This window comes from Shewanella psychrotolerans, assembly GCF_019457595.1.
In the GTDB taxonomy this organism is placed as follows: Bacteria; Pseudomonadota; Gammaproteobacteria; order Enterobacterales; family Shewanellaceae; genus Shewanella; species Shewanella psychrotolerans.
Genome location: NZ_CP080419.1, coordinates 592,956 through 612,316 on the forward strand (window position 1 = coordinate 592,956; position 19,361 = coordinate 612,316).

The 19,361-nt window shown below is 44.1% G+C and carries 15 protein-coding genes and 5 tRNA genes; 15 read left to right on the top strand and 5 right to left on the bottom strand.

Annotated features, from left to right (window positions below; translation table 11 throughout):
- Positions 1-276: 276 nt before the first annotated feature.
- From K0I62_RS02685 to rsgA, 5 genes are all read right to left on the bottom strand, one after another.
- A complete protein-coding gene (locus K0I62_RS02685) occupies positions 277-975 on the bottom strand; it encodes a glycerophosphodiester phosphodiesterase (protein ID WP_220070010.1) in 699 nt (232 codons plus the stop codon).
- On the bottom strand, positions 975-4,163 hold the full coding sequence (locus K0I62_RS02690) for a mechanosensitive ion channel domain-containing protein (protein WP_220070011.1): 3,189 nt from the start codon (positions 4,161-4,163) through the stop codon (positions 975-977). Before K0I62_RS02690 ends, K0I62_RS02685 begins: the two co-directional genes overlap by 1 nt.
- A 152-nt stretch (positions 4,164-4,315) precedes the next feature.
- Positions 4,316-5,197: a DMT family transporter gene (locus K0I62_RS02695; RefSeq protein ID WP_220070012.1), complete on the bottom strand. Its 882-nt coding sequence runs from the start codon at positions 5,195-5,197 to the stop codon at positions 4,316-4,318.
- A gap of 8 nt (positions 5,198-5,205) precedes the next feature.
- Positions 5,206-6,066, bottom strand: a complete 861-nt coding sequence (gene asd, locus K0I62_RS02700; protein WP_220070013.1) for an archaetidylserine decarboxylase — start codon at positions 6,064-6,066, stop codon at positions 5,206-5,208.
- 36 nt (positions 6,067-6,102) lie between these two features.
- Positions 6,103-7,158, bottom strand: coding sequence for a small ribosomal subunit biogenesis GTPase RsgA (rsgA, locus tag K0I62_RS02705; protein WP_220070014.1), 1,056 nt, complete (start codon positions 7,156-7,158; stop codon positions 6,103-6,105).
- Positions 7,159-7,273: 115 nt separating this feature from the next.
- Between rsgA and orn the strand changes: the two genes are divergently transcribed.
- From orn to K0I62_RS02780, 15 genes are all read left to right on the top strand, one after another.
- On the top strand, positions 7,274-7,819 hold the full coding sequence (orn, locus tag K0I62_RS02710) for an oligoribonuclease (RefSeq protein ID WP_220070015.1): 546 nt from the start codon (positions 7,274-7,276) through the stop codon (positions 7,817-7,819).
- Positions 7,820-7,923: 104 nt separating this feature from the next.
- Positions 7,924-7,999 (top strand) — tRNA-Gly (locus K0I62_RS02715).
- 46 nt (positions 8,000-8,045) lie between these two features.
- Positions 8,046-8,121: transfer RNA gene (locus tag K0I62_RS02720), tRNA-Gly, on the top strand.
- Positions 8,122-8,129: 8 nt separating this feature from the next.
- Positions 8,130-8,205: transfer RNA gene (locus K0I62_RS02725), tRNA-Gly, on the top strand.
- A gap of 9 nt (positions 8,206-8,214) precedes the next feature.
- Positions 8,215-8,315, top strand: a tRNA-Gly gene (locus K0I62_RS02730).
- Between the two features lie 15 nt (positions 8,316-8,330).
- Positions 8,331-8,406: transfer RNA gene (locus K0I62_RS02735), tRNA-Gly, on the top strand.
- A 1,064-nt stretch (positions 8,407-9,470) separates the two neighbouring features.
- Complete coding sequence (locus K0I62_RS02740; protein WP_220070016.1) at positions 9,471-10,685, top strand: CaiB/BaiF CoA transferase family protein; 1,215 nt, start codon at positions 9,471-9,473, stop codon at positions 10,683-10,685.
- A gap of 81 nt (positions 10,686-10,766) precedes the next feature.
- Positions 10,767-11,225 (top strand): MaoC/PaaZ C-terminal domain-containing protein, encoded by a 459-nt coding sequence (locus K0I62_RS02745; protein ID WP_220070017.1) that lies wholly within the window; start codon positions 10,767-10,769, stop codon positions 11,223-11,225.
- A gap of 138 nt (positions 11,226-11,363) precedes the next feature.
- A complete protein-coding gene (locus K0I62_RS02750) occupies positions 11,364-11,837 on the top strand; it encodes a MaoC family dehydratase (protein ID WP_033538749.1) in 474 nt (157 codons plus the stop codon).
- 47 nt (positions 11,838-11,884) lie between these two features.
- Entirely contained in the window at positions 11,885-13,474 is a 1,590-nt protein-coding gene (locus K0I62_RS02755; RefSeq protein WP_220070018.1) for an AMP-binding protein, read from the top strand.
- A 72-nt stretch (positions 13,475-13,546) separates the two neighbouring features.
- Positions 13,547-14,323: an enoyl-CoA hydratase-related protein gene (locus K0I62_RS02760; RefSeq protein WP_220070019.1), complete on the top strand. Its 777-nt coding sequence runs from the start codon at positions 13,547-13,549 to the stop codon at positions 14,321-14,323.
- A gap of 29 nt (positions 14,324-14,352) precedes the next feature.
- Positions 14,353-15,108: an enoyl-CoA hydratase/isomerase family protein gene (locus K0I62_RS02765; protein WP_220070020.1), complete on the top strand. Its 756-nt coding sequence runs from the start codon at positions 14,353-14,355 to the stop codon at positions 15,106-15,108.
- Positions 15,109-15,198: 90 nt separating this feature from the next.
- A complete protein-coding gene (locus tag K0I62_RS02770; RefSeq protein ID WP_220070021.1) occupies positions 15,199-16,521 on the top strand; it encodes a serine hydrolase domain-containing protein in 1,323 nt (440 codons plus the stop codon).
- Between the two features lie 465 nt (positions 16,522-16,986).
- Positions 16,987-17,442 (top strand): hypothetical protein, encoded by a 456-nt coding sequence (locus K0I62_RS02775; protein WP_220070022.1) that lies wholly within the window; start codon positions 16,987-16,989, stop codon positions 17,440-17,442.
- A 332-nt stretch (positions 17,443-17,774) separates the two neighbouring features.
- Positions 17,775-19,253 carry an NAD(P)H-hydrate dehydratase gene (locus K0I62_RS02780; protein WP_220070023.1) on the top strand — a complete coding sequence of 493 codons (1,479 nt, stop codon included), beginning with the start codon at positions 17,775-17,777 and terminating at the stop codon, positions 19,251-19,253.
- Positions 19,254-19,361 lie beyond the last annotated feature (108 nt).

A 19,361-nucleotide genomic window follows, 5' to 3' on the forward strand; every position in this document is an offset into this window, starting at 1 on the left:
TGTTTTTTTACCTTCTTACTTCTGCGTTGAATGGCCTCACAAGGGAATAAGCATTCCATCATCCATTGCCTCGAATGAGTTGCCAAAAACACGCTGAGTTGATCACTTTCTTATACTGGTTGGTATTATGTCTCTATTTTAAACTGCACTCTATTTCGCTAAATGTGCTGCATTTCTTGCCATAGACTGGCAATAGACCTGAGTTCAGGTCAGTTAGAGCAGGTTTACAAAAATATTGATGGGTGTCTAGGGGTCATAAAGTCGCCGATTTTTAGTTTATTGATCACTATCGATAATTTGTTGGATTAAGTCTGGATAGTTACTAAAAATACCGTCAACACCTAACCCCATTAGGTAATGGATATCTTGCGGGTTATCGACAGTATAAACATAGACTTTTGCGCCGCGTCGATGGGCGTCCACAACTAACTCCGCGGTGATAAAGCTTAAACTGAGATGCAATGAATAGGCATTTACGTGACTGACAATTGCAGCATCATCTACTGGAATGCCTTCGAGTAAAGGAGCAACTAATGTTTGAGGGTATTGCTGTTTAACGGCTTTAATAAAATGATGATTAAAAGAGGATATGAGCAGTTTCTCAGGTGTAAAGTTGAGTTGGGTTAATATCTGAGGATACAAGTTTAGAAAAGGTTGAAGAGACTTCATTCCTTTTAATTCAATGTTTAATAGGCAATCAAAATCTTGCAGATAAACCAAGAGATCCCAGAGCTTAGGTATCGGCTCGCCATCGACAGTGAGCGAGGCTAAATAGGTTTGACTCACCTCTTCAATAAGACCGGTTCCGCTGCTTTTACCATCGAGGCGTCTGTCGTGAAAGACGAATAACTCACCCTCGACATTGTGCACATCTATCTCAATAGCGGTAACTCCAAGTTCAACCGCTTTCTTGATCGCTGCTAAGGTGTTTTCAGGGGCATAACCACTGGCCCCTCGATGGGCAAATACTAACATTAGCTTCTAATTAGTCCTTGAGTCTCTTTTGTTTGGTTTCCCTTAATGTGAACTTCTAGTTGAGGGAACGCCAGCTCGAGATCATTCTCTTTTAATTTTTTACTGACTTTATTGTGCAACGTATGTCGCAGTGGCCAGCGAGCGCTCATATCTTTAGCGTAAGCACGGATCTCGTAATCTTGAGTATGCTTGCCAAAACCAGCAAACCATACTTCAGGCTCTGGTGTGAGCAAGGCTTCCTCACACTCTTTAACTGCTTGATACAATACAGCTTCTACTTTTGCAGGATCAGAATCTCGAGCGACAGAGACATGCACAATAACTCGGGTAATTGGGTCTGACAGAGACCAGTTAATTAACTGTTCAGTAATAAAGGCCTTGTTGGGGATAATGATCTCTTTTCGATCCCAGTCAACAATAGTCGTGGCTCTAATTTGGATTTTGCTGACGGTACCTGAAAGATCTCGAATAGTAATGGTATCGCCAATACGAACTGGTTTTTCAAACAAAATGATAAGACCAGAGATAAAGTTGGCAAAAATCTCTTGTAAACCAAAACCTAAACCTACCGATAATGCTGCAACTAACCATTGCAACTTGGACCACTCCATCCCTAAGGTAGAGAAACCACTCAGCATACCGAAGAAAACCACTAGGTATCGAGTAACCGTCGTGACCGCAAAGCCTGTGCCCTGAGAGAGATCGAGTCGTTGTAATATCATTAACTCCAGCAGACCCGGTAAATTAGTGGCTATCATTAAAGATAATCCAACAATAATAAGCCCTAATAACAGGGATTTGAGCGTGATAGGCAGTTGTTGTGAAATACCATCGACAACGGTGGAGCTGGTCCATAGCGTGATGCCATCAAGGAAGGAGAAAATGGCACTATGGGTTTGTGTCCACAAGCCGATTAAGCTGATTAAGAATGCCAAAGTCAGTAATGAACGCACTAAACCTAAAGATTGGCTTGATATGGTTTCTAGATCAACGACCGGCTCTTCATAGGTATCACCCTGTTCATTGCTTGGGCTGTCATCTTCTTTTTCTCGTTGAGCTAATATTTCTGCACGTTTGGCTTTAGCACGGTTAAATGCAATTCGTCTTCGCTCAATAAGCATCCATCGTTTAATTAACAGATATAGCAGTATAAAACCAAGGGACAAAATGAGCGATAGTTGCAGTTGCAATAGCATCTGGAACGCGGTGTAGTAATAACCTCTAAAAGCCAATATTGCACAGGCTACAGGTAAAATGAGTAGTACAGCCCAAAGTGCTTTTTGAAATAAGCGTTTATTTTTATCATCTTGATGATGCTTATGATCTTGTTTTGAAAGTTGCAGTATGTCTTTGTAAAACCAAAACAACATGATAGCAAATAGGATAAAAGCGCCTCGACCTAAGCTATTTCTTATCATCGATGTCTCGAGTATTTCAGTAAAGCCAATAATACCGATGAATGGCATAGTGATGAGCGTAAAGCTATATAAGCGCTCTTGAGTCGCATGAATGAGTTTGGCATCTCCTTTAAAGTGGCCAATTAATACACCGTTATCTAAAGCCAGCAGATTGGTGATTCTATACAGCCAATAAAGCGCACCAATCGTGAGCATTGCCATACCAACCGATGAGACTAAGTTTTGGTTCGAGACGAACAAGATAAACCCAGCGGCGATAAGTGGTAGTGGTTTGATGGCACTATAAAGTATTGAGGTGAACAGTGCTGAAAAGGTATAGATAAACTTATCTTGAGTTACATTACCGACAAAGGCAGCATTGTGGCTCATCGTGCGATGAAAGAGTGGTGTTAGCAGATCTTGGGCGACTAGACATAGCACCAAAAGGATCAGCCACCAAGACCATAATGAGCCTTGTTCAGATAAGGATTCAGAGAGCTGCTGCCATGGTGCTTTTGTTAACAGCCATTGACTACTTTGCAGTAGATCGTTAAACCAGAAACGATCGATGCTGTTAGCATTTGCTACCCAAAAAAGGTGTTCGTTTAGGGTAGTCTTTAGGGTGCGATACTGTTGCCCTAGTTGTTCATAAATCACCCGTAGTTCTGCGAGTTCACCGATATAGAGATCATAATTTTCAAGCAGTTGATGTTGAAGCTTTTGTTGAGAGGCAAGCAACTTCGTCTGTAATTGTGTTTGCTCTGTACCAAGATCAATCGTTCCGGCATACAAAGCTTGATCTTGCTCTATCTGGTAGCGGGAAAGCCGTGCATTTGCTATCTCATTGCTAATTTCATCTTGATTGGGTGGTTTGGGCAGAGATGATAAAATTCGCAAAAAGCGCTCACCAAACGCAGAGTTGAGCTTAACCAATGCTATTTGTTGTTGAATATTGGTCAGTTGCTTTGCTTGAAATTGATATTGGGTTTCAGCTTGTTCTTGCTTGGTTGTGACTCGTGTTATGTCGTGAGTGAGCTGTCGTAGCTGCTCACTATAGGCTCGATTTTGTTCGTTTAGTTGAAGTGCGAGCGTGTCATCGGTGACTAATGTTTCGATTTGGCTTGCAGCAATGGTTGCGGCGGTGGTTTTGTGGCGCGCAAGTGATATTGCACTATTGAGCTCTTCAATGAGGCGTTCTTGCTGAAGTAGTTGACGGCGAACGACGTTCAGTTGTAATTGGTTCAGGGCAATATGTTTTTGACTACTTGCAAGTTCTGACTCTAGCGTTGATAACGTTTGGCTAGAAAGCCTTTTTTGCGCTTCAGTTATTGAGTTATCTGTATTTGTCGACGTTTTTTTAAATTGGACGACCGTCGTGTTTGCTTGCGTGATCAGCTCTGGTAGTTGATGTTGACGCTGGATCTGTTGGTTGATTTGCTGACTAAGATTCGCTTCGGTTTCTTTTAGTTCTGAAAGACGTAGATAAGCCATTGACGCTTGTTGGCTAAGATCATGATTTGGCTGCCATTCCAATTGAAAATCGGCTTCTTTAAGCTGCTCATTTAGATGGCGCTTTTTATTTTGATATTGATTTTGAATGGCCTCAAAGCTCTCTTGTAAAACTCTTTGCTCATTAATTTGAGTTTCAAGTAAGGCAAGCTGCTCTTGTGTTGACTTTTCGACAACGGCATTAGATTGGCCAAGCCCTAATCGCTTATCGAGAGACAGCGGAGAATTAGCGTAGGTGCTGATAGAAAAAAGGCACAAAAAAATCAGTGAAGTACGAAACATAATTGCTTTATTCGCGTTAACGCGTGAATGGACAGCTATAGTATACCAACTTCTTTTCAGATGTGATCCTTAAGTGTTAATTCAATTAAGGAAATTCAGAGTGATTGCCAGTAACGGCAAAGAGAGCGGTGCTGACGAAATCGATGGTTGAGCTATTTCGCTATTCGGTGTGCTTTACGGCTTTGCTGGGTTTCATAGATCGCTGTGATAACCACTAAAGCGCCGCCGATAATAGTCTTCAAGGCTAACTCTTCGCCTAATAATAATAGTGCCAATACTGCCCCATATAAAGGTTGCAGGCAGGAGACCAAACTCACTGTCTTAGCGCTAAGCTGACGCAGCGCGGAGGTGAATAAGGCGTGGGGAGCTGCGGTAAAAAATACTCCTAACAGTAGAATCAACCACCATACATTATTTTCAATAGCACTGATGTCAGCTTGATGCCAAGGCAGCAGAAACGGCACTGCAACGGCAGTTTGATAGAACATGGCTTGTGGGCCGCTATATTCTGAAAAGTAGCGTTTATGCAGTAGATTTCGTGCGGTAAATAGCATGGCTGAGAAAATACCGATCATGATCCCTAAAGTGACATCATTGCCTAGTGTTGCTTCTGGTATCAGTAGGCCGACACCGCAAAGAACGCTGACTCCGCTTATTAGATCTGCTAGCTTGAGTTTGGTTCCAGTAAAAATAGGTTCTATCAATACCGTCATTACTGGATAGGTGAAGAAGGCGATCATGCCAATAGCCACGGATGACAGTTGCATCGACGCAAAATAGGTGACCCAATGAAGGCTGACGATGACGCCTAAGCCAACGGCAATGAAATAATCCTTTTGGGTTTTGAGACGAAGCCGAGTGCCAGTGCTTTTTACGATAAGGGCTAAGATCACGGCCGCCACAGCGCAGCGCAGCAAGGTAATGTCGAGTGCGCTAAGAGGGATCAGTTTTGAGAATAATGCCGTTCCACCAAAGAGCAGTACGGCAATATGAAGCTCGATTAATCCTGTGTGGCTGCTTGATCTTGTGTTCAATATACTCTCTAGTCTATCTTTGCAAAGGCTTGACCCATGCGTGTTACAGCTTTGGGTTTTACATCGTCAGCAAATTTTTCAAGCGCATCTTTTGCGAATAGCATCACGACTGTGCTACCGAGTTTAAATCGGCCCATTTCATCGCCTTTGTCTAGGGTTAGGGCTTCTGGACCTTGCGTTGGATAGTCCCAAGTAAACACTTGTTTACCGGTTGGTGGTGTCACTGTACCTGCCCATACCGTTTCTATGCTGGCGACAATAGTTGCACCCACCAGCACCATCGCCATCGGTCCAATTTCTGTTTCAAATATGGCCACAACCCGCTCATTACGAGCGAACAGTCCTGGCACATTCTCAGCCGTTAACGGGTTTACCGAAAACAACTCGCCTGGGACATAGGTCATTTTCGACAAGGTACCTTTAATTGGCATATGAATCCGATGATAATCTTTAGGTGCTAGATAAATGGTTGCAAAATCACCACCTTCGAAGCGTTTGGCATCTTCCGCTTGATCGCCTAACAGTGCTAGTGACGAATAGTCATGTCCTTTGGCTTGAAAAATACGCCCCTCTTTAATTGGACCGCATTGGCTCACAGCACCATCAACAGGGTGAACAATGTAATCATCATCTTGACACAATGGACGGATCCCAGGTTTTAAGGCACGAGTGAAAAACGCGTTGAAACTGGAGTACGCTTCAGGTTCACTTTGAGCTGCTTCGCTCATATCGATCTTATATTGTTTGATAAACCATTTGATGGCGCTAGTCGTTATGGCACCTAGCTCAGCAGCGGCCAATTTGCCGACAAGTCGTGATAACAGGTGTTTTGGCATTACGTATTGCAAAGCAATTTTCAGTTTGTCCACGTTATTTATCCTTCAAATACAATATGGCTTTTTTTGTTAGTCGTTGTCATTTCTGAAATGGCGTGCATGGCGCTGCTCATCGAGACTATCTATGATGCGGTGATAGTTATTATATCTGTCTTCAGATATCTTCCCTTCTTCAAATGCGGCTGTAATGGCGCATCCTGGATCATTCTTGTGTTTACAATCTCTAAACTTACAAGTGCCAATATAATCTCTAAATTCAATAAAACACCAGCCGACGCGTTCAGCAGGGAGATGCCATAATGCAAACTCGCGAACACCTGGAGAGTCGACTAAGTCTCCACCGCTAGGGAAGTGTAATAACTTAGCTGTCGTTGTAGTGTGTTGGCCTAGGCCTGAGTTAGATGATACATCGCCGGTAATTAACTCGGCATCAGGAAGTAATGCGTTAATTAATGACGATTTCCCCACACCTGATTGGCCGACAAACACGCTAACCTTATCTTTCAATAGTGACTTTATGGTTTCGACGCCGTCACCTTTGATGCTACTGACTTGATATACTTGATAGCCAATATCTTGATAACGTTTCAGTGCAGCTTCAACTTGTGGAGCTTCGGCTTCACTGAGTAGATCGATTTTATTGAGAATGATAACGGGTGAAATACCCGTATCTTCTGCTGCAACTAAGTATCTGTCGATTATCTGGGTTGTAAAACTTGGCACGACCGATGACACAATTAAGATTTGGTCAATGTTGGCGGCAATAATTTTAATGCCATCATAGAGATCGGGCCGGGATAACGAAGAGTGCCTTGGATGTACTGCCTCGACAACACCCGCTATGGTAGCGGTTGTCTCGTTAGCTAAACGGACAATCACTTTGTCACCAGTCACTAAGCTTTCGATATTTCTGCGAATATTACAGCGAACGAGCTGGCCATCTTCGGTTTCAATATCTGCGTGTTGACCGAAACGGGATATCACAGTACCGAGTAGTTCTGGGCCGAGTGAGCTATCCTGTAATTCAGGAGCTGTATCTCCAGCGTCTTTTCGCTGCAAACGCTTTTCGTGATTGGCCCGCATACGGCGGCGTTGGCCTTGGCTTAGGGGTTTCTTTTTGCTCACAGTGTCATCATCGTCAAAATAAGGTTATTTTGTGTCGTCTAAAAAAGCAGTATGATACACGGTCTTAAACAAAAAAGCCTGAGTTTAGGCGAACACTAATTTATAAGGCAGATATATGGCTGCGGATGAAAGTAATCTGATTTGGGTTGATTTGGAGATGACTGGGTTAGAGCCTAACATCGATAGAATTATTGAGATCGCCACTATTGTAACTGACAAGGAGCTAAATATTTTAGCTGAAGGTCCTGTTCTTGCGATTTTTCAACCTGATGATGTGCTAGCAAAGATGGATGATTGGAATCAAAAACATCATGGTGAATCTGGGTTAATTGATCGAGTAAAAGCGAGTAATATCAGTGAATCTCAAGCGATTGAGCAAACTATCTCCTTTTTAAAACAATATGTGCCAAAAGGTGTTTCACCTATGTGCGGTAACAGTATTGGCCAAGATCGACGTTTTTTAAATCGTTATATGCCCGAGCTTGAAGATTACTTCCACTATCGCAATATCGATGTTAGTACAATTAAAGAACTGGTTCGTCGCTGGAAGCCAGAGGTGATGGAAGGGCTCAAGAAGAAAGGTACCCACCAAGCGCTGGTCGATATCCAGGAATCTATCGCTGAATTGCAATTTTATCGTGACAAAGTATTTAAAATTTGACCAAACGAGAGAAAATTTTAAATTAGGGGGTTGCAGAGGGGCGAAATTCTCCTATAATGCGGCCTCAACTTTTTACTAGCATGTTCGTTGGTAGAGATTGAAATGCGACATTAGCTCAGTTGGTAGAGCGATACCTTGCCAAGGTATAGGTCATCGGTTCGAACCCGATATGTCGCTCCAAATTAAAAAGTTTGGCTACACCAATATCCAGACTCACAGATTTTAAGCGACATTAGCTCAGTTGGTAGAGCGATACCTTGCCAAGGTATAGGTCATCGGTTCGAACCCGATATGTCGCTCCAAATTTTATGCGACATTAGCTCAGTTGGTAGAGCGATACCTTGCCAAGGTATAGGTCATCGGTTCGAACCCGATATGTCGCTCCAAAATTTTATGCGACATTAGCTCAGTTGACTCTTTGTATAGAGCAAAAGGGCGATACCTTACCAAGGTTTATGTCATCGGTTGTTTGTTTCGAAGCCGATATGTCGCTCCAAGTTTAAAGATTTATGCGACATTAGCTCAGTTGGTAGAGCGATACCTTGCCAAGGTATAGGTCATCGGTTCGAACCCGATATGTCGCTCCAATCTTTTTTTCAGTTTTAGCTTCCCCTTTAAAATTATTCACGACATTAGCTCAGTTGATGCTTTGTGCAGAGTCTGTGCGATACCTTGCCAAGATGTATGTCATCGGTTGTTTGTTGCTAAGGCGATATGTCGCTCCAATCTTCTTTTCAGTTTTAACTTCCCCTTTAAAATTATTCACGACATTAGCTTAGTTGCTGCTTTGTGCAGAGTCAGTGCGATACCTTGCTAAGGTATAGGTCATCGGCTGTTTGTTTCTAAGCCGATATGTCGCTCCAATCTTCTTTTCAGTTTTAACTCCCCCTTTAATATTATTCACGACATTAGCCTAGTTGCCGCTTTGTGCAGAGTCAGTGCGATACCTTGCTAAGGTATAGGTCATCGGCTGTTTGTTTCTAAGCCGATATGTCGCTCCAATCTTCTTTTCAGTTTTAACTTCCCTTTTAATATTATTCACGACATTAGCTCAGTTGCCGCTTTGCGTAGAGTAAGTGCGGTACCTTGCAGAGGTAAGGGCCAGCCAATATGCCCCAGCAAGTTTTTTCTCACACCCTTTGTTTTTTACTGCAAATAATTTTACTTCGATTTATCTCTTGGTTTGCCGTCAGTGGCACCCACTCGGTTGAGTCAAGCCCCTTTGAATCCTGGCTTATCGGTTAAAGCATGCTCAGTTACCAAAAGTTGTTTGAAGGGTTCAGTCCTTCAAATTGTATTGTTCGTATATGAAAAACTGGCATAAATTAATCACAAGACGGAGAGATGGCAACAAAGATGAGTTCCCCCCCGCTAGCTTGAGGAGGACCTAATCATACATTGACTACTTTCTGGTGAATCAAGAAGGGGAGGCTAAATCACAATGCAAATTAACATTGCGATTTTATCACCCCAACTATGGGCCCTGCTGTTTTGGCCGGTTCACGCAATCAGTCACTTGAATTCATTGTGCAACCAAGATGCATTTAACAATCAAGTTGTACTGGATTTTTAGTTAAGCCAACACATTGCAATCAATAGATTTATTAATGCGTAGGTTTTATAGATTTAGTTCAAATTAGGAGACTCCATAATGGCTGGAATTCTAGAAGGTATCCGAGTAATTGAAGTGGCATCAATGGCAGCTGCACCATCTGCAACCGTAATGCTTGCCGACCACGGTGCTGAAGTGATTAAGATTGAACCGCTAGCAGGCGACCCATGGCGCTATGGTCACATGGTTGCTGGTATGCCAAAAAGCAAAATTGCCTACACCACCTATACACAGAACCGCACTAAGAAGTCAGTGGCTCTGGATTTGAAAAAGCCAGAAGCACAGGAAGCGCTACTTAAGTTAGTTGCGACGGCGGATGTGTTCTTAACTAACTCTCCACGTAATGTGCAAAAACATCTTAAGCACACCTACGAAGATATCAAAGCGGTCAATCCTGAAATCGTATACGCCTGGATTAACGGTTTCGGTTTGGAAGGTCCAGACAAAGATGCTCCAGGCTTTGACATGACAGCTTGGTATGCACGTACAGGCATTATGGAAGAGCTACGCCCGAAAGAAGCAGGCCCAGTTCCGCTCCCAGTTGGCACCGGCGACTTGAATACCGCCACGGCACTGTTCAGTGCAGTAATGACAGGCCTTTTCCATAAAGAGCGTACCGGTAAAGGCTCTAAAGTCTCTACCTCTCTGATGAATAACGGTTTGTGGGCTAACTCAAGCATGATGCAGGCCGCATTAGTTGGCGCACCAGCGATGAAGAAGTATCACCGTGAAGAGTGGCCAAACCCTGTCACTGGCGGTGTGTTCAAAACCCAAGATAACCGTTATGTCATTATCGTTGAGCTGAACCCAAACAACGTTGATAACTTACGCGATGCCTTCGGTGCGGATCACTTAAAAGGTGATGAGCGTTTTGCAACGCCTGAGTTGCGCGCTGTAAATCATCAAGCGCTGTTTGATGAGATGCAAGCGATTGTTGGCCTGCATGATCTCGCTAAGGTAAAAGCACGTCTAAAAGAGTTCGGAGTCAACTTCAGCGTGGTGCAAACCACAGAAGAGTGTACTCGTGACGAGCACATGATCGCCAATGGCTGCTTCCCTGAAGTAGAGGGTACCGAGGGGATCCGCACCATTGATAGCCCAATCCAGGTTGAAGGTAACGGCATTAACAAGGTTAAGCCGCAAAACCCACCTAAAGTTGGCGAGCATACTATATCTGCGCTAACTGGCCTTGGCTATAGCGAAGAAGAAGTGCAGGCACTGGTTGCAGCGAAAGCCGTTGGACTTCCACGTTAATCACATTAATCGAAACGATGTAATACCAACCTGGGTGTATGGCCAGGTTGGGTTTCCAAATTCAACTAAAAGGTAAATATCATGTCAGATCATAAGTTTTTTGAAGATTTCGAAATTGGCGAAAGTTTTGTCACTAACGCCCGCACCATTACGGAAACCGACATTGTCATGCACGCCATGCACAGTGGAGACTGGCAACCGCATCACACCAACGAAGAATTTGCTAAAGAGCAACCATTTAGAACGCGTATTGCCCACGGCAACCTGACTTTCTGTGTCAGTACAGGTTTGATTTTCCAATCTTCGTCAGAAAATCCAAACGTCATGGCTTATGGCTTTAACAAAGTGCGTTATCCAGCGCCTGTCTTCCCTGGGGACACTATCAAGGTAGAAGTCACCGTCATTGAGAAGAAAGACCATCCTAAGCAGAAAACACACGGCCTGATAACACAGACCGAAGTGACCACTAACCAACGTGGCGACACCGTGGCTTATGTTGAGCATGAGTTGTATGTAACCAAGCGAACTCCAACCGCATAAAACCAAGTGGTTGAGCCTACCCCGCGATTGATATTCAGCGAGGATAGGCTCAGCCAGATGGCATGGTGCAGATGTTCGATGCCAAGCTAAATTTCCTTAAATTCTGCGCCATGCAGAATTCAAAAAGAGAGAACAGATATGAGTGAAGTAGCGAAATATAAAGAAGTTGCCAAATTCTTTGAAGATTTTGAAATCGGCGAAACACGTACGACTGCAGGCAGAACCATTACAGAGACTGATTTTGTTATGCACGCAATGCATTCGGGTGACTGGATGCCACACCACACTGATGCTGAGTGGTGTAAGACACAACCGTTTAAAAAGCCGATTATCCATGGCAATGCGACATTTAGTATCAGCACGGGTTTATGTATTCAAGGTGAGCCATTAAATCCACATGGCATGTCTTACGGTTACGACAAAATCCGTTACCCAAACCCTGTGTTTGAAGGTGACACCATTCAAGTCACCATGACAGTGATTGAGAAAAAAGATCATCCTAAACGCCCGACTCACGGTTTGATCACTGAAGAGAAAGTGACCACTAACCAACATGGTCAAGTTGTATGCGTTGCTCATCACGTTATCTATGTAGAGAAACGTAATCCTTAGTCTTTAAGGTTTATCTCGCCAATTATCGTTGAAAGGAGAATAAGTTGATGAAAGTAAACGAACATAAAGCCTCTAAATTGGAACAGTTTCGTTGTATGGACGTTGCTTGGCTGCTGAACCAATGGGTTGAGCGCCAACCAGACAAGCCGTTTGTTGTTTGGTCTCCTTTCGATGGTAGCCCAAGTCAATCTTGGACTTATGCGGAGTTATCACTTGCAGCCAAGCAGGTTGCAGCAGGACTGAAAAAGCGCGGAGTAAGTGAAGGAAAATTTGTCTTAATGCATTTTGACAATTCGCCTGATTTTCTTATCGCTTGGTTTGCCTGTGCCTATCTTGGTGCTGTGCCGGTGACGACCAATACGCGCTCAGTGGCGGAAAATGTTCACTATTTCGCGCAGGTCATGAACCCTGTGTGTGCGATCACGTCAGCAGACTATGCAAATGTGGTGCGTGAAGCATGCGGCGACTTAACGCCCGTGATTGTCTCTGGGGAGATGGCACCAGAAGCTGTTGCCACTTTACATACAGAATCCTTTGCCGATCTCGCGTGCAATGAGTCCATTCCTGAGCTAACGCGCGATCCTGAGCGTAATTTTGCGGTTCAGTTTACATCAGGCACCACCTCACGCCCTAAACCCACTATGTGGAGCAATGCCAATGCATTGTGGGCGGGTAAGTCGATGTCAACCAACCTGCGTTTAAATAACGACGACAGAACTTTACTTTTTTTACCCCTATTTCATGCCAACGCACAGATCAGTTTATTAAGCACCTTGTGGGTCGGCGGTACTGTCGTTGTGCAGCCTAAATTCTCTGTATCGCGTTTTTGGGATGCTTGTGTTGATCATGATATCACTTGGATATCTATGATTCCTTTCGCTTTTAAAGCGCTCAAAGGTAAGCCGGTGCCTTCAGACCATAAAGTCCGAGTGATGATGGGGCTTGAGCTGATGCCCGAGCTTGAAAAAGAGTTTGGTGTACAAATTATGGCGATGTGGGGCATGACGGAAACCCTCTCTGCTTGCATCGTGACCGACCCGTTTCACCCAGGCCCTGCGGGGAGCATTGGCCGTCCTTCACCCTTCTACGATATCGAAATTCGTAAGGAAGAAGATGGGCGTTTAGCCGGGCCAGGCGAGCAAGGTCTCTTGTTCGTGCGTGGCGATCGCGGCGTGACGCTGTTTAAAGAATATTACCAACAAGCAGACCATACCGCGGAAGCGTTCGATAAGCGTGGCGCACTCGATACCGGCGACATCATCCGCATCGATGAGCAAGGCTGGCTGCATTATGTCGCGCGTTACAAAGATATGTTGCGAGTTGGCGGTGAAAACGTTGCTGCACTAGAGATCGAAACTGCCATCGATGAAACCGGTTTAGTGATGGAGTGTGCCGTGGTTGGCCAGCAGCACTACATGTTAGGTGAAGTCCCAGTTGCATTTGTTTCATTGAGTGATGAAGGCAAAAAACTCAAACATGAGCAAGTGAGTGAGAGAGTGATAGCCCACTGTCGTGAAAAACTGGCGGATTTCAAAGTCCCTAGAAACGTGATGATTGTGGCGAGCTTTCCACGTTCAACCCTAGACAGAATTTCGAAAAAGGTATTGAGAGAACGACTACCTCCAATCGAGTCATAAGCTCATTGTTGATGTGGTTTTCGATTTATATCAACAACTTGTAAATAGTTAGTAATTAATCAGGAGCTAAAGATGGCGACCTACAAATACGTAACAACAGAACAGATTGGCAATGTTGGAGTGGTGACTTTTAATCGCCCTGAAGCATTAAATGCCTTAAATGAACAAGTAGAAATGGATGTGACTGATGCACTGAAAGCCTTCGATGCAGATGACGCTATAGGCTGCATGGTATTGGCGGGTGGCGACAAAGCCTTTTGCGCTGGCGCAGACCTAAAGTGGATTGCCTCACAAGACTTTGATTCGGCTTATCGTGGCAACCTTGCGGCCTATATGGACCAAGTGGCTAAGCTGCGTAAACCGGTAGTGGCGGCAGTGCGTGGTTTTGCCTTTGGTGGCGGCACCGAAATCGCGTTGATGTGCGACATCATCATTGCCGATAGCACCGCTAAATTTGCCTTACCTGAAGTAACGCTAGGTGTGATTCCAGGCGGCGGTGGTCCGGCTCGATTAACGCGTGCGGTAGGCAAAGCCAAAGCCATGTATTACATCCTGACTGGCAAGCCTTTCAGCGCCGAAGAAGCTGAGCGAATCGGTTTGATCACTAAAGTCGTTGAAGACGGTCAGTTGCTCGATGAAGCCATGACATTAGCAAGTGCCATTGCCAGCAACCCCCGTTTAGCGGTGCTTGCGGGTAAAGAAGCGGTTAACCAGCAAGCAGAACTACCTTTGGCGCCTGGTCTTAATTTAGAGCGCCGCTTATTCCATGGCCTGTTTGGTACTGAAGACCAGAAAGAAGGCATGGCGGCTTTTGCCGAAAAACGCAAACCTAATTACCGTAAGTATTAAAAAAATCAAATTATCAAGAGGATAGATAAATGGAAAAAGTAATCGTTGAAAAAGCAAATGGTGTTATTTACGTAAAACTTAACCGTCCTGAAGTGATGAATGCTTGTGATGGCGATACCTACAATGCTATTGCCGATGCCTGGGATGAACTAGAAAATGATCCTACCTTACGAGTTGGCATTATCAGTGGTGAAGGTCGCGCCTTTTGTGTGGGGACCGATGTTAAATGGGTGAATTCTCCAGCTGCCGACGGTTATGTTGACCGTTTATATCCTCGCCTACTTACCATGACTAAACCTGTGATTGCCGCTATTCATGGTCACTGTAATGGTGGTGGTTTAGAGCAAGCTCTTGGTGCAGATATTCGTGTATCAACAGACGATGCTCACTATGGCTTTGGTGAAATTCGCCTAGGCTGGATCCCTGGTGGTCACGGTACCCAACGTTTACCTCGTGTGATCCCTCTAGGTAATGCGCTTGAGTTGCTTTACACAGGTAACCGTATTGATGCGGCAGAAGCCTACCGCCTTGGCTTAGTCAACCATGTTGTGCCAGTAGCAGAGTTAATGGACAGGTGTGAGCAAATTGCCTCAGACATCGTTAAAAGTGCGCCTTTGGCAGTGCAAAAAATGAAAACCACCGTAATGAAAGGTTTGGATTTACCTCTACCAGAAGCCGTTAAAGTTGAGAAAGAGAGCTTTGAATGGCTAATGAAAACCGAAGATGCCAAAGAAGGCGCTACGGCCTTTGCTGAAAAACGTGCACCAAACTGGCAAGCCAAATAATTGTTAGTGGCGAGTTATTTAACTTTAAACCTATAAGGCCACCATGGCTTATAGGCTTTGTGTAACAAGATAATGTTTATAGGGTTCATCATGAAAAAGTTTAGTCAAGTTTCTAAATCTGTGCTTTTAGCCTCTGCTTTTGCCTGCGCTTTGCCGCAAGCAATGGCTCAAGAAAAAACGCCTCTTATTGAGTTTAAAAATGGTTTTCCAATCGAACTTGAGAAGGCAACGCGTGAAGCAAACTATGGCGAGTTGTTTTTAGGCGGTGATATTTCTGCTTATTTCAACATGCGTGCTTCTGAGTTTTTACCTACGGCTGTGTTACCGGCTCGCCAAGCGGTGATGCCATTGGGGCAAAAGCCAATGCCTGAAGTGGGCTTGATTAAAGCCGACATGATCTCAGAAAGTAAATTAAAAGGGCCGCTGACACTGGATCAGTTTTTAGAGCAATCTGATGGTGCGCAGGGTTTCCTTGTGGTGCATAAAGGTAATATTGTATATGAAAAATACCCACGGATGCGCCAAGAGGACGTTCACGTATGGATGTCGTCGGCAAAACCTACCGCTAGCTTATTGATCGACATGCTGATCAGCGAAGGTAAAATTGACGAAAATGCCCCAGTAACTAACTACTTAACTGAGTTTAAAGGCACTGATTGGGACGGCATTACCACACGCGATATCTTGGATATGGCGACGGGTATGGATTTGGAAGATACCAGCGAGTCTCGCTTTGACCCAAATAACGTGGCGCGCCGTGTTTATGAAGCGGAATTTGGTTTTCCTAATGAAAAACATGGTGTAGAAAAGCTGGCTGAAGTACTTAAAAGCACTAAAGCTAAAGAAGAACCTGGTTTGTCTTTTCAGTACGCTTCTGGCCTTACTCAAATGTTAGTGCTTATTGCTGAAGAAGTAGAGCACGAACGTTGGCATCAAATATTTGACCGTCGAGTATGGTCAAAAGTGGGCGCTGAAGGTTCACTACAGTTACACATGACTACCGACGGTATTGTCGCGGCTCATGGCTTAATCTCTAGTAACCTGAGAGACTTCGCACGCTTTGGTATGCTTTACACGCCAAGCTGGAACAAAATCGCTACCGAACAAGTGGTTTCAGATGACATTCTAAAACGCATTCATACTGAAAAACGTTCTCACGAATTCTTTATGAAAGGCTTCGATGGCGCGGTTATGGAGGACTACTTAGGTTCTACCGATATCGTTGCTAACAGCCGTCAGTGGGATGTACTTTGGGCTGATGGTGATATGTGGAAAGGTGGTTTGATGACTCAAGGTTTATATGTATCACCGAGCCGAGACCTAGTGATTGTATATTTCAACGTGAATAACGAAGACCACTCTGGCCACCGCTATGCGCGTAAAATTGCCACGTCAGGTTTATTCGACAAATAAACTGCGCTTAATCGCAAGTTGAATACTCGTAAGGCGGCACCCAATGGGTGCCGCTTTTGTATTGCTGGCGCAGATATGTTTTCACTTAAAGCTGGGGGCATAGTGTTGTAGGCGTTCATTGCAGTCGCTAGAAAGTGTCTAGGTTTCTCAGGCCTTACCAAGTGGCTGTCCGATGCAAGCGGTGAATGTTAATTTATTAAAAAGAGTTTAATCTAAGTAAGTTGTTGCTGGGTAAGTTGGTTGCCAAAGCGCCTAAATTAGCAACTAGTTGGCAATGCTGCGGCGAGAAGATCACAGAATTTGCATTTGCGTGATATGAGATAAAATTCTTTAAGCTTATCTAATGTAGTGACTTTAGAAGTACTCAAACTATGACCTTGTTCAAAAAAAACTGGGATAAATACTTCCATAATGAAATCAAGTCAGTACTAACGCCTAGAATTGGCATCGATTGGAGAAGGTAAGATGAGATTTCAACAGCTAAATGAACAGCTAGCATATGTCTCTAAATGTCGTTTAGAGATGGCTAAGCTATATCGTCGTTTACATGATGGCGTAGACTCTTCTCGCGTGAAGTTGATGCTAGAGTACTTGCAACAACATGAAAAAGAAGTGTCTCAGAAGATAGATGATTACATCGAAGAGGCACCATCTCGTCTGTTAGAGCTGTGGTATAACGATATCGTATTCGAAGACTTTATCAAACGTTGCCAAGATCTTGTTGTAAAAGCCAATATGGATGAAGATGATTTACTTGAGCTACATCTAGACTTAGATAATCGACTCATCGGGCTATTGCAAAAGACTGCCGAGTCGTCTGTTCCTGGCGATGTCAAAAATGCACTTAATGATTTGGTTCGTGTCGAGAAGATCCAGCAGCAGCGATTAGTCCATAATAGTATTCGTATGGAAGACATTTAGTCGCTGTTTTGATTTTGCTTTTAATATAACGACTAATCACGTATAGAGGTGGCTTAGTTAATTAGTCTACCTAGTTAAGTGACTTTTGAGGCCTGATTTTGGTATTTACCGAAGTCAGGCTTTTTTGTTTTGCATTAGCGGGTGCTAGTTATGGATTGAATTTGTAACAAAAGTACCACTGCTGCGCTTCATTTTTTGTGCAAGATCAATCTTCCTTCAATAAGCCCTGCTTCTAATGAATCTAATCAGCAATAAAACGGTCAATATCGAATATGCTTAAAGCTTATTTAAGGTAACTGTTTTATATAAAAGCTTTTCTCAAGGAGATACCTATGTTGTTTACTGAAGCTCAGCTTCCTCAAGAACTATATTCTGCGCAAATGATTAGGGACGCCGAAGTCAGCTTTATTAATTCACAAGAGGTTAGCTTAATTGAACTGATTGAGCGGGCGGGGCAGGCTGCATTTGAATTATTACAAAATGCTCAGCGCCTTGGCGGCAATATTTCAGTCTTTGCAGGATATGGAAACAATGGTGCAGACGCTTACATTTGTGCCACTTTACTGCTGGAAGCGGGTTGCAATGTCCAATTGTATGCTGTCGAAAGAGATGAGCTCGGTGAAGGTATCGCCCATGCTAAAGCGGCCTTTATTGCTTCTGGGGGAAGAGTGCTTGATGACGTTAAACTCGCGTTAGATGGTGCCGATGTTATTATTGATGGATTGTTAGGAACCGGTTTTTATGGCGAGGTGTCAACGCCTATCGCTAGCGTTATTGATGCGATAAATCAACATAATGGCTGGATACTCTCGTTAGATATCCCTTCTGGAATAGAGGCCGATACTGGTACTGGTGTCGTTGCAGTCAAAGCCGATGCAACCTTAACCTTTGGTGCGGTCAAGCAAGGCTTAGTTACTGGTAAGGCCCGTGATTGTGTTGGAGCTCTATGGCTTGCCGATATTGGGCTTACTCCATTTTTACCGCAAACAAGATGTTTTAATATAGCCTATCGAATGACAGATCTCGGTTTGCCAATACGTGCCAAGAACAGCCACAAGGGATCTTGTGGGAAAGTCACGGTAATTGGTGGTGACGTTGGAATGGCGGGGGCCCCTAGATTAGCTGGAGAAAGTTGCCTACGAGCAGGCGCAGGTTTGGTGGCGGTGGTATCACGTCCTCAACATCTGCCCATCATCAATTCCGGTAGGCCTGAGTTAATGTTTTGGGGATGCGAGTTAGTTGACATGGAAGTTTACCAACGCCTTGGTTGGGCGGATGTGTTGCTCATTGGGCCAGGTTTAGGTAAGCACGATTGGGGATATAACTTATTAAAAGCTACTGGATTAAGTGATAAACCCAGTGTCGTGGATGCTGATGCACTGAATCTATTGTCGCTCGAACCGCAAAAACAGGACAATTGGGTGTTAACGCCTCATAGTGGGGAAGCCGCTCGATTGTTAGACATCAGCATTGAAGAGGTTGAACGTGACAGGTTTGCAGCTGTATATGCGCTGCAGAAAAAGTATGGCGGCGTCATAGTATTAAAAGGGGCCGGAACCTTGATTTATGATGGTACCCATTGTCATGTTGCCCCCGTTGGCAATCCAGGACTGGCAAGTGGTGGTAGTGGCGATGTTTTAGGCGGTATTATCGCGGCTTTGATGGCTCAAGGTATGACCAATATGGATGCCGCTAGTGCTGGTGTTGTCGTTCATGGCATCGCTGCTGATATGGCTGCTAAAGAGGGAGAGAGAGGAATGCTTGCTTGCGATCTTTTCCCTTATATTCGATTGTTGGTAGATAAGATTTAGGCTGCTGAGATTAAAAAGCGCTAATGTTTGTTTAGATAGAGATCACTTTCGGGTAAAGTATCCAGTTATTAAGAGGTTTGTTATCTATTAGGTTGCGGCGAATAGTAA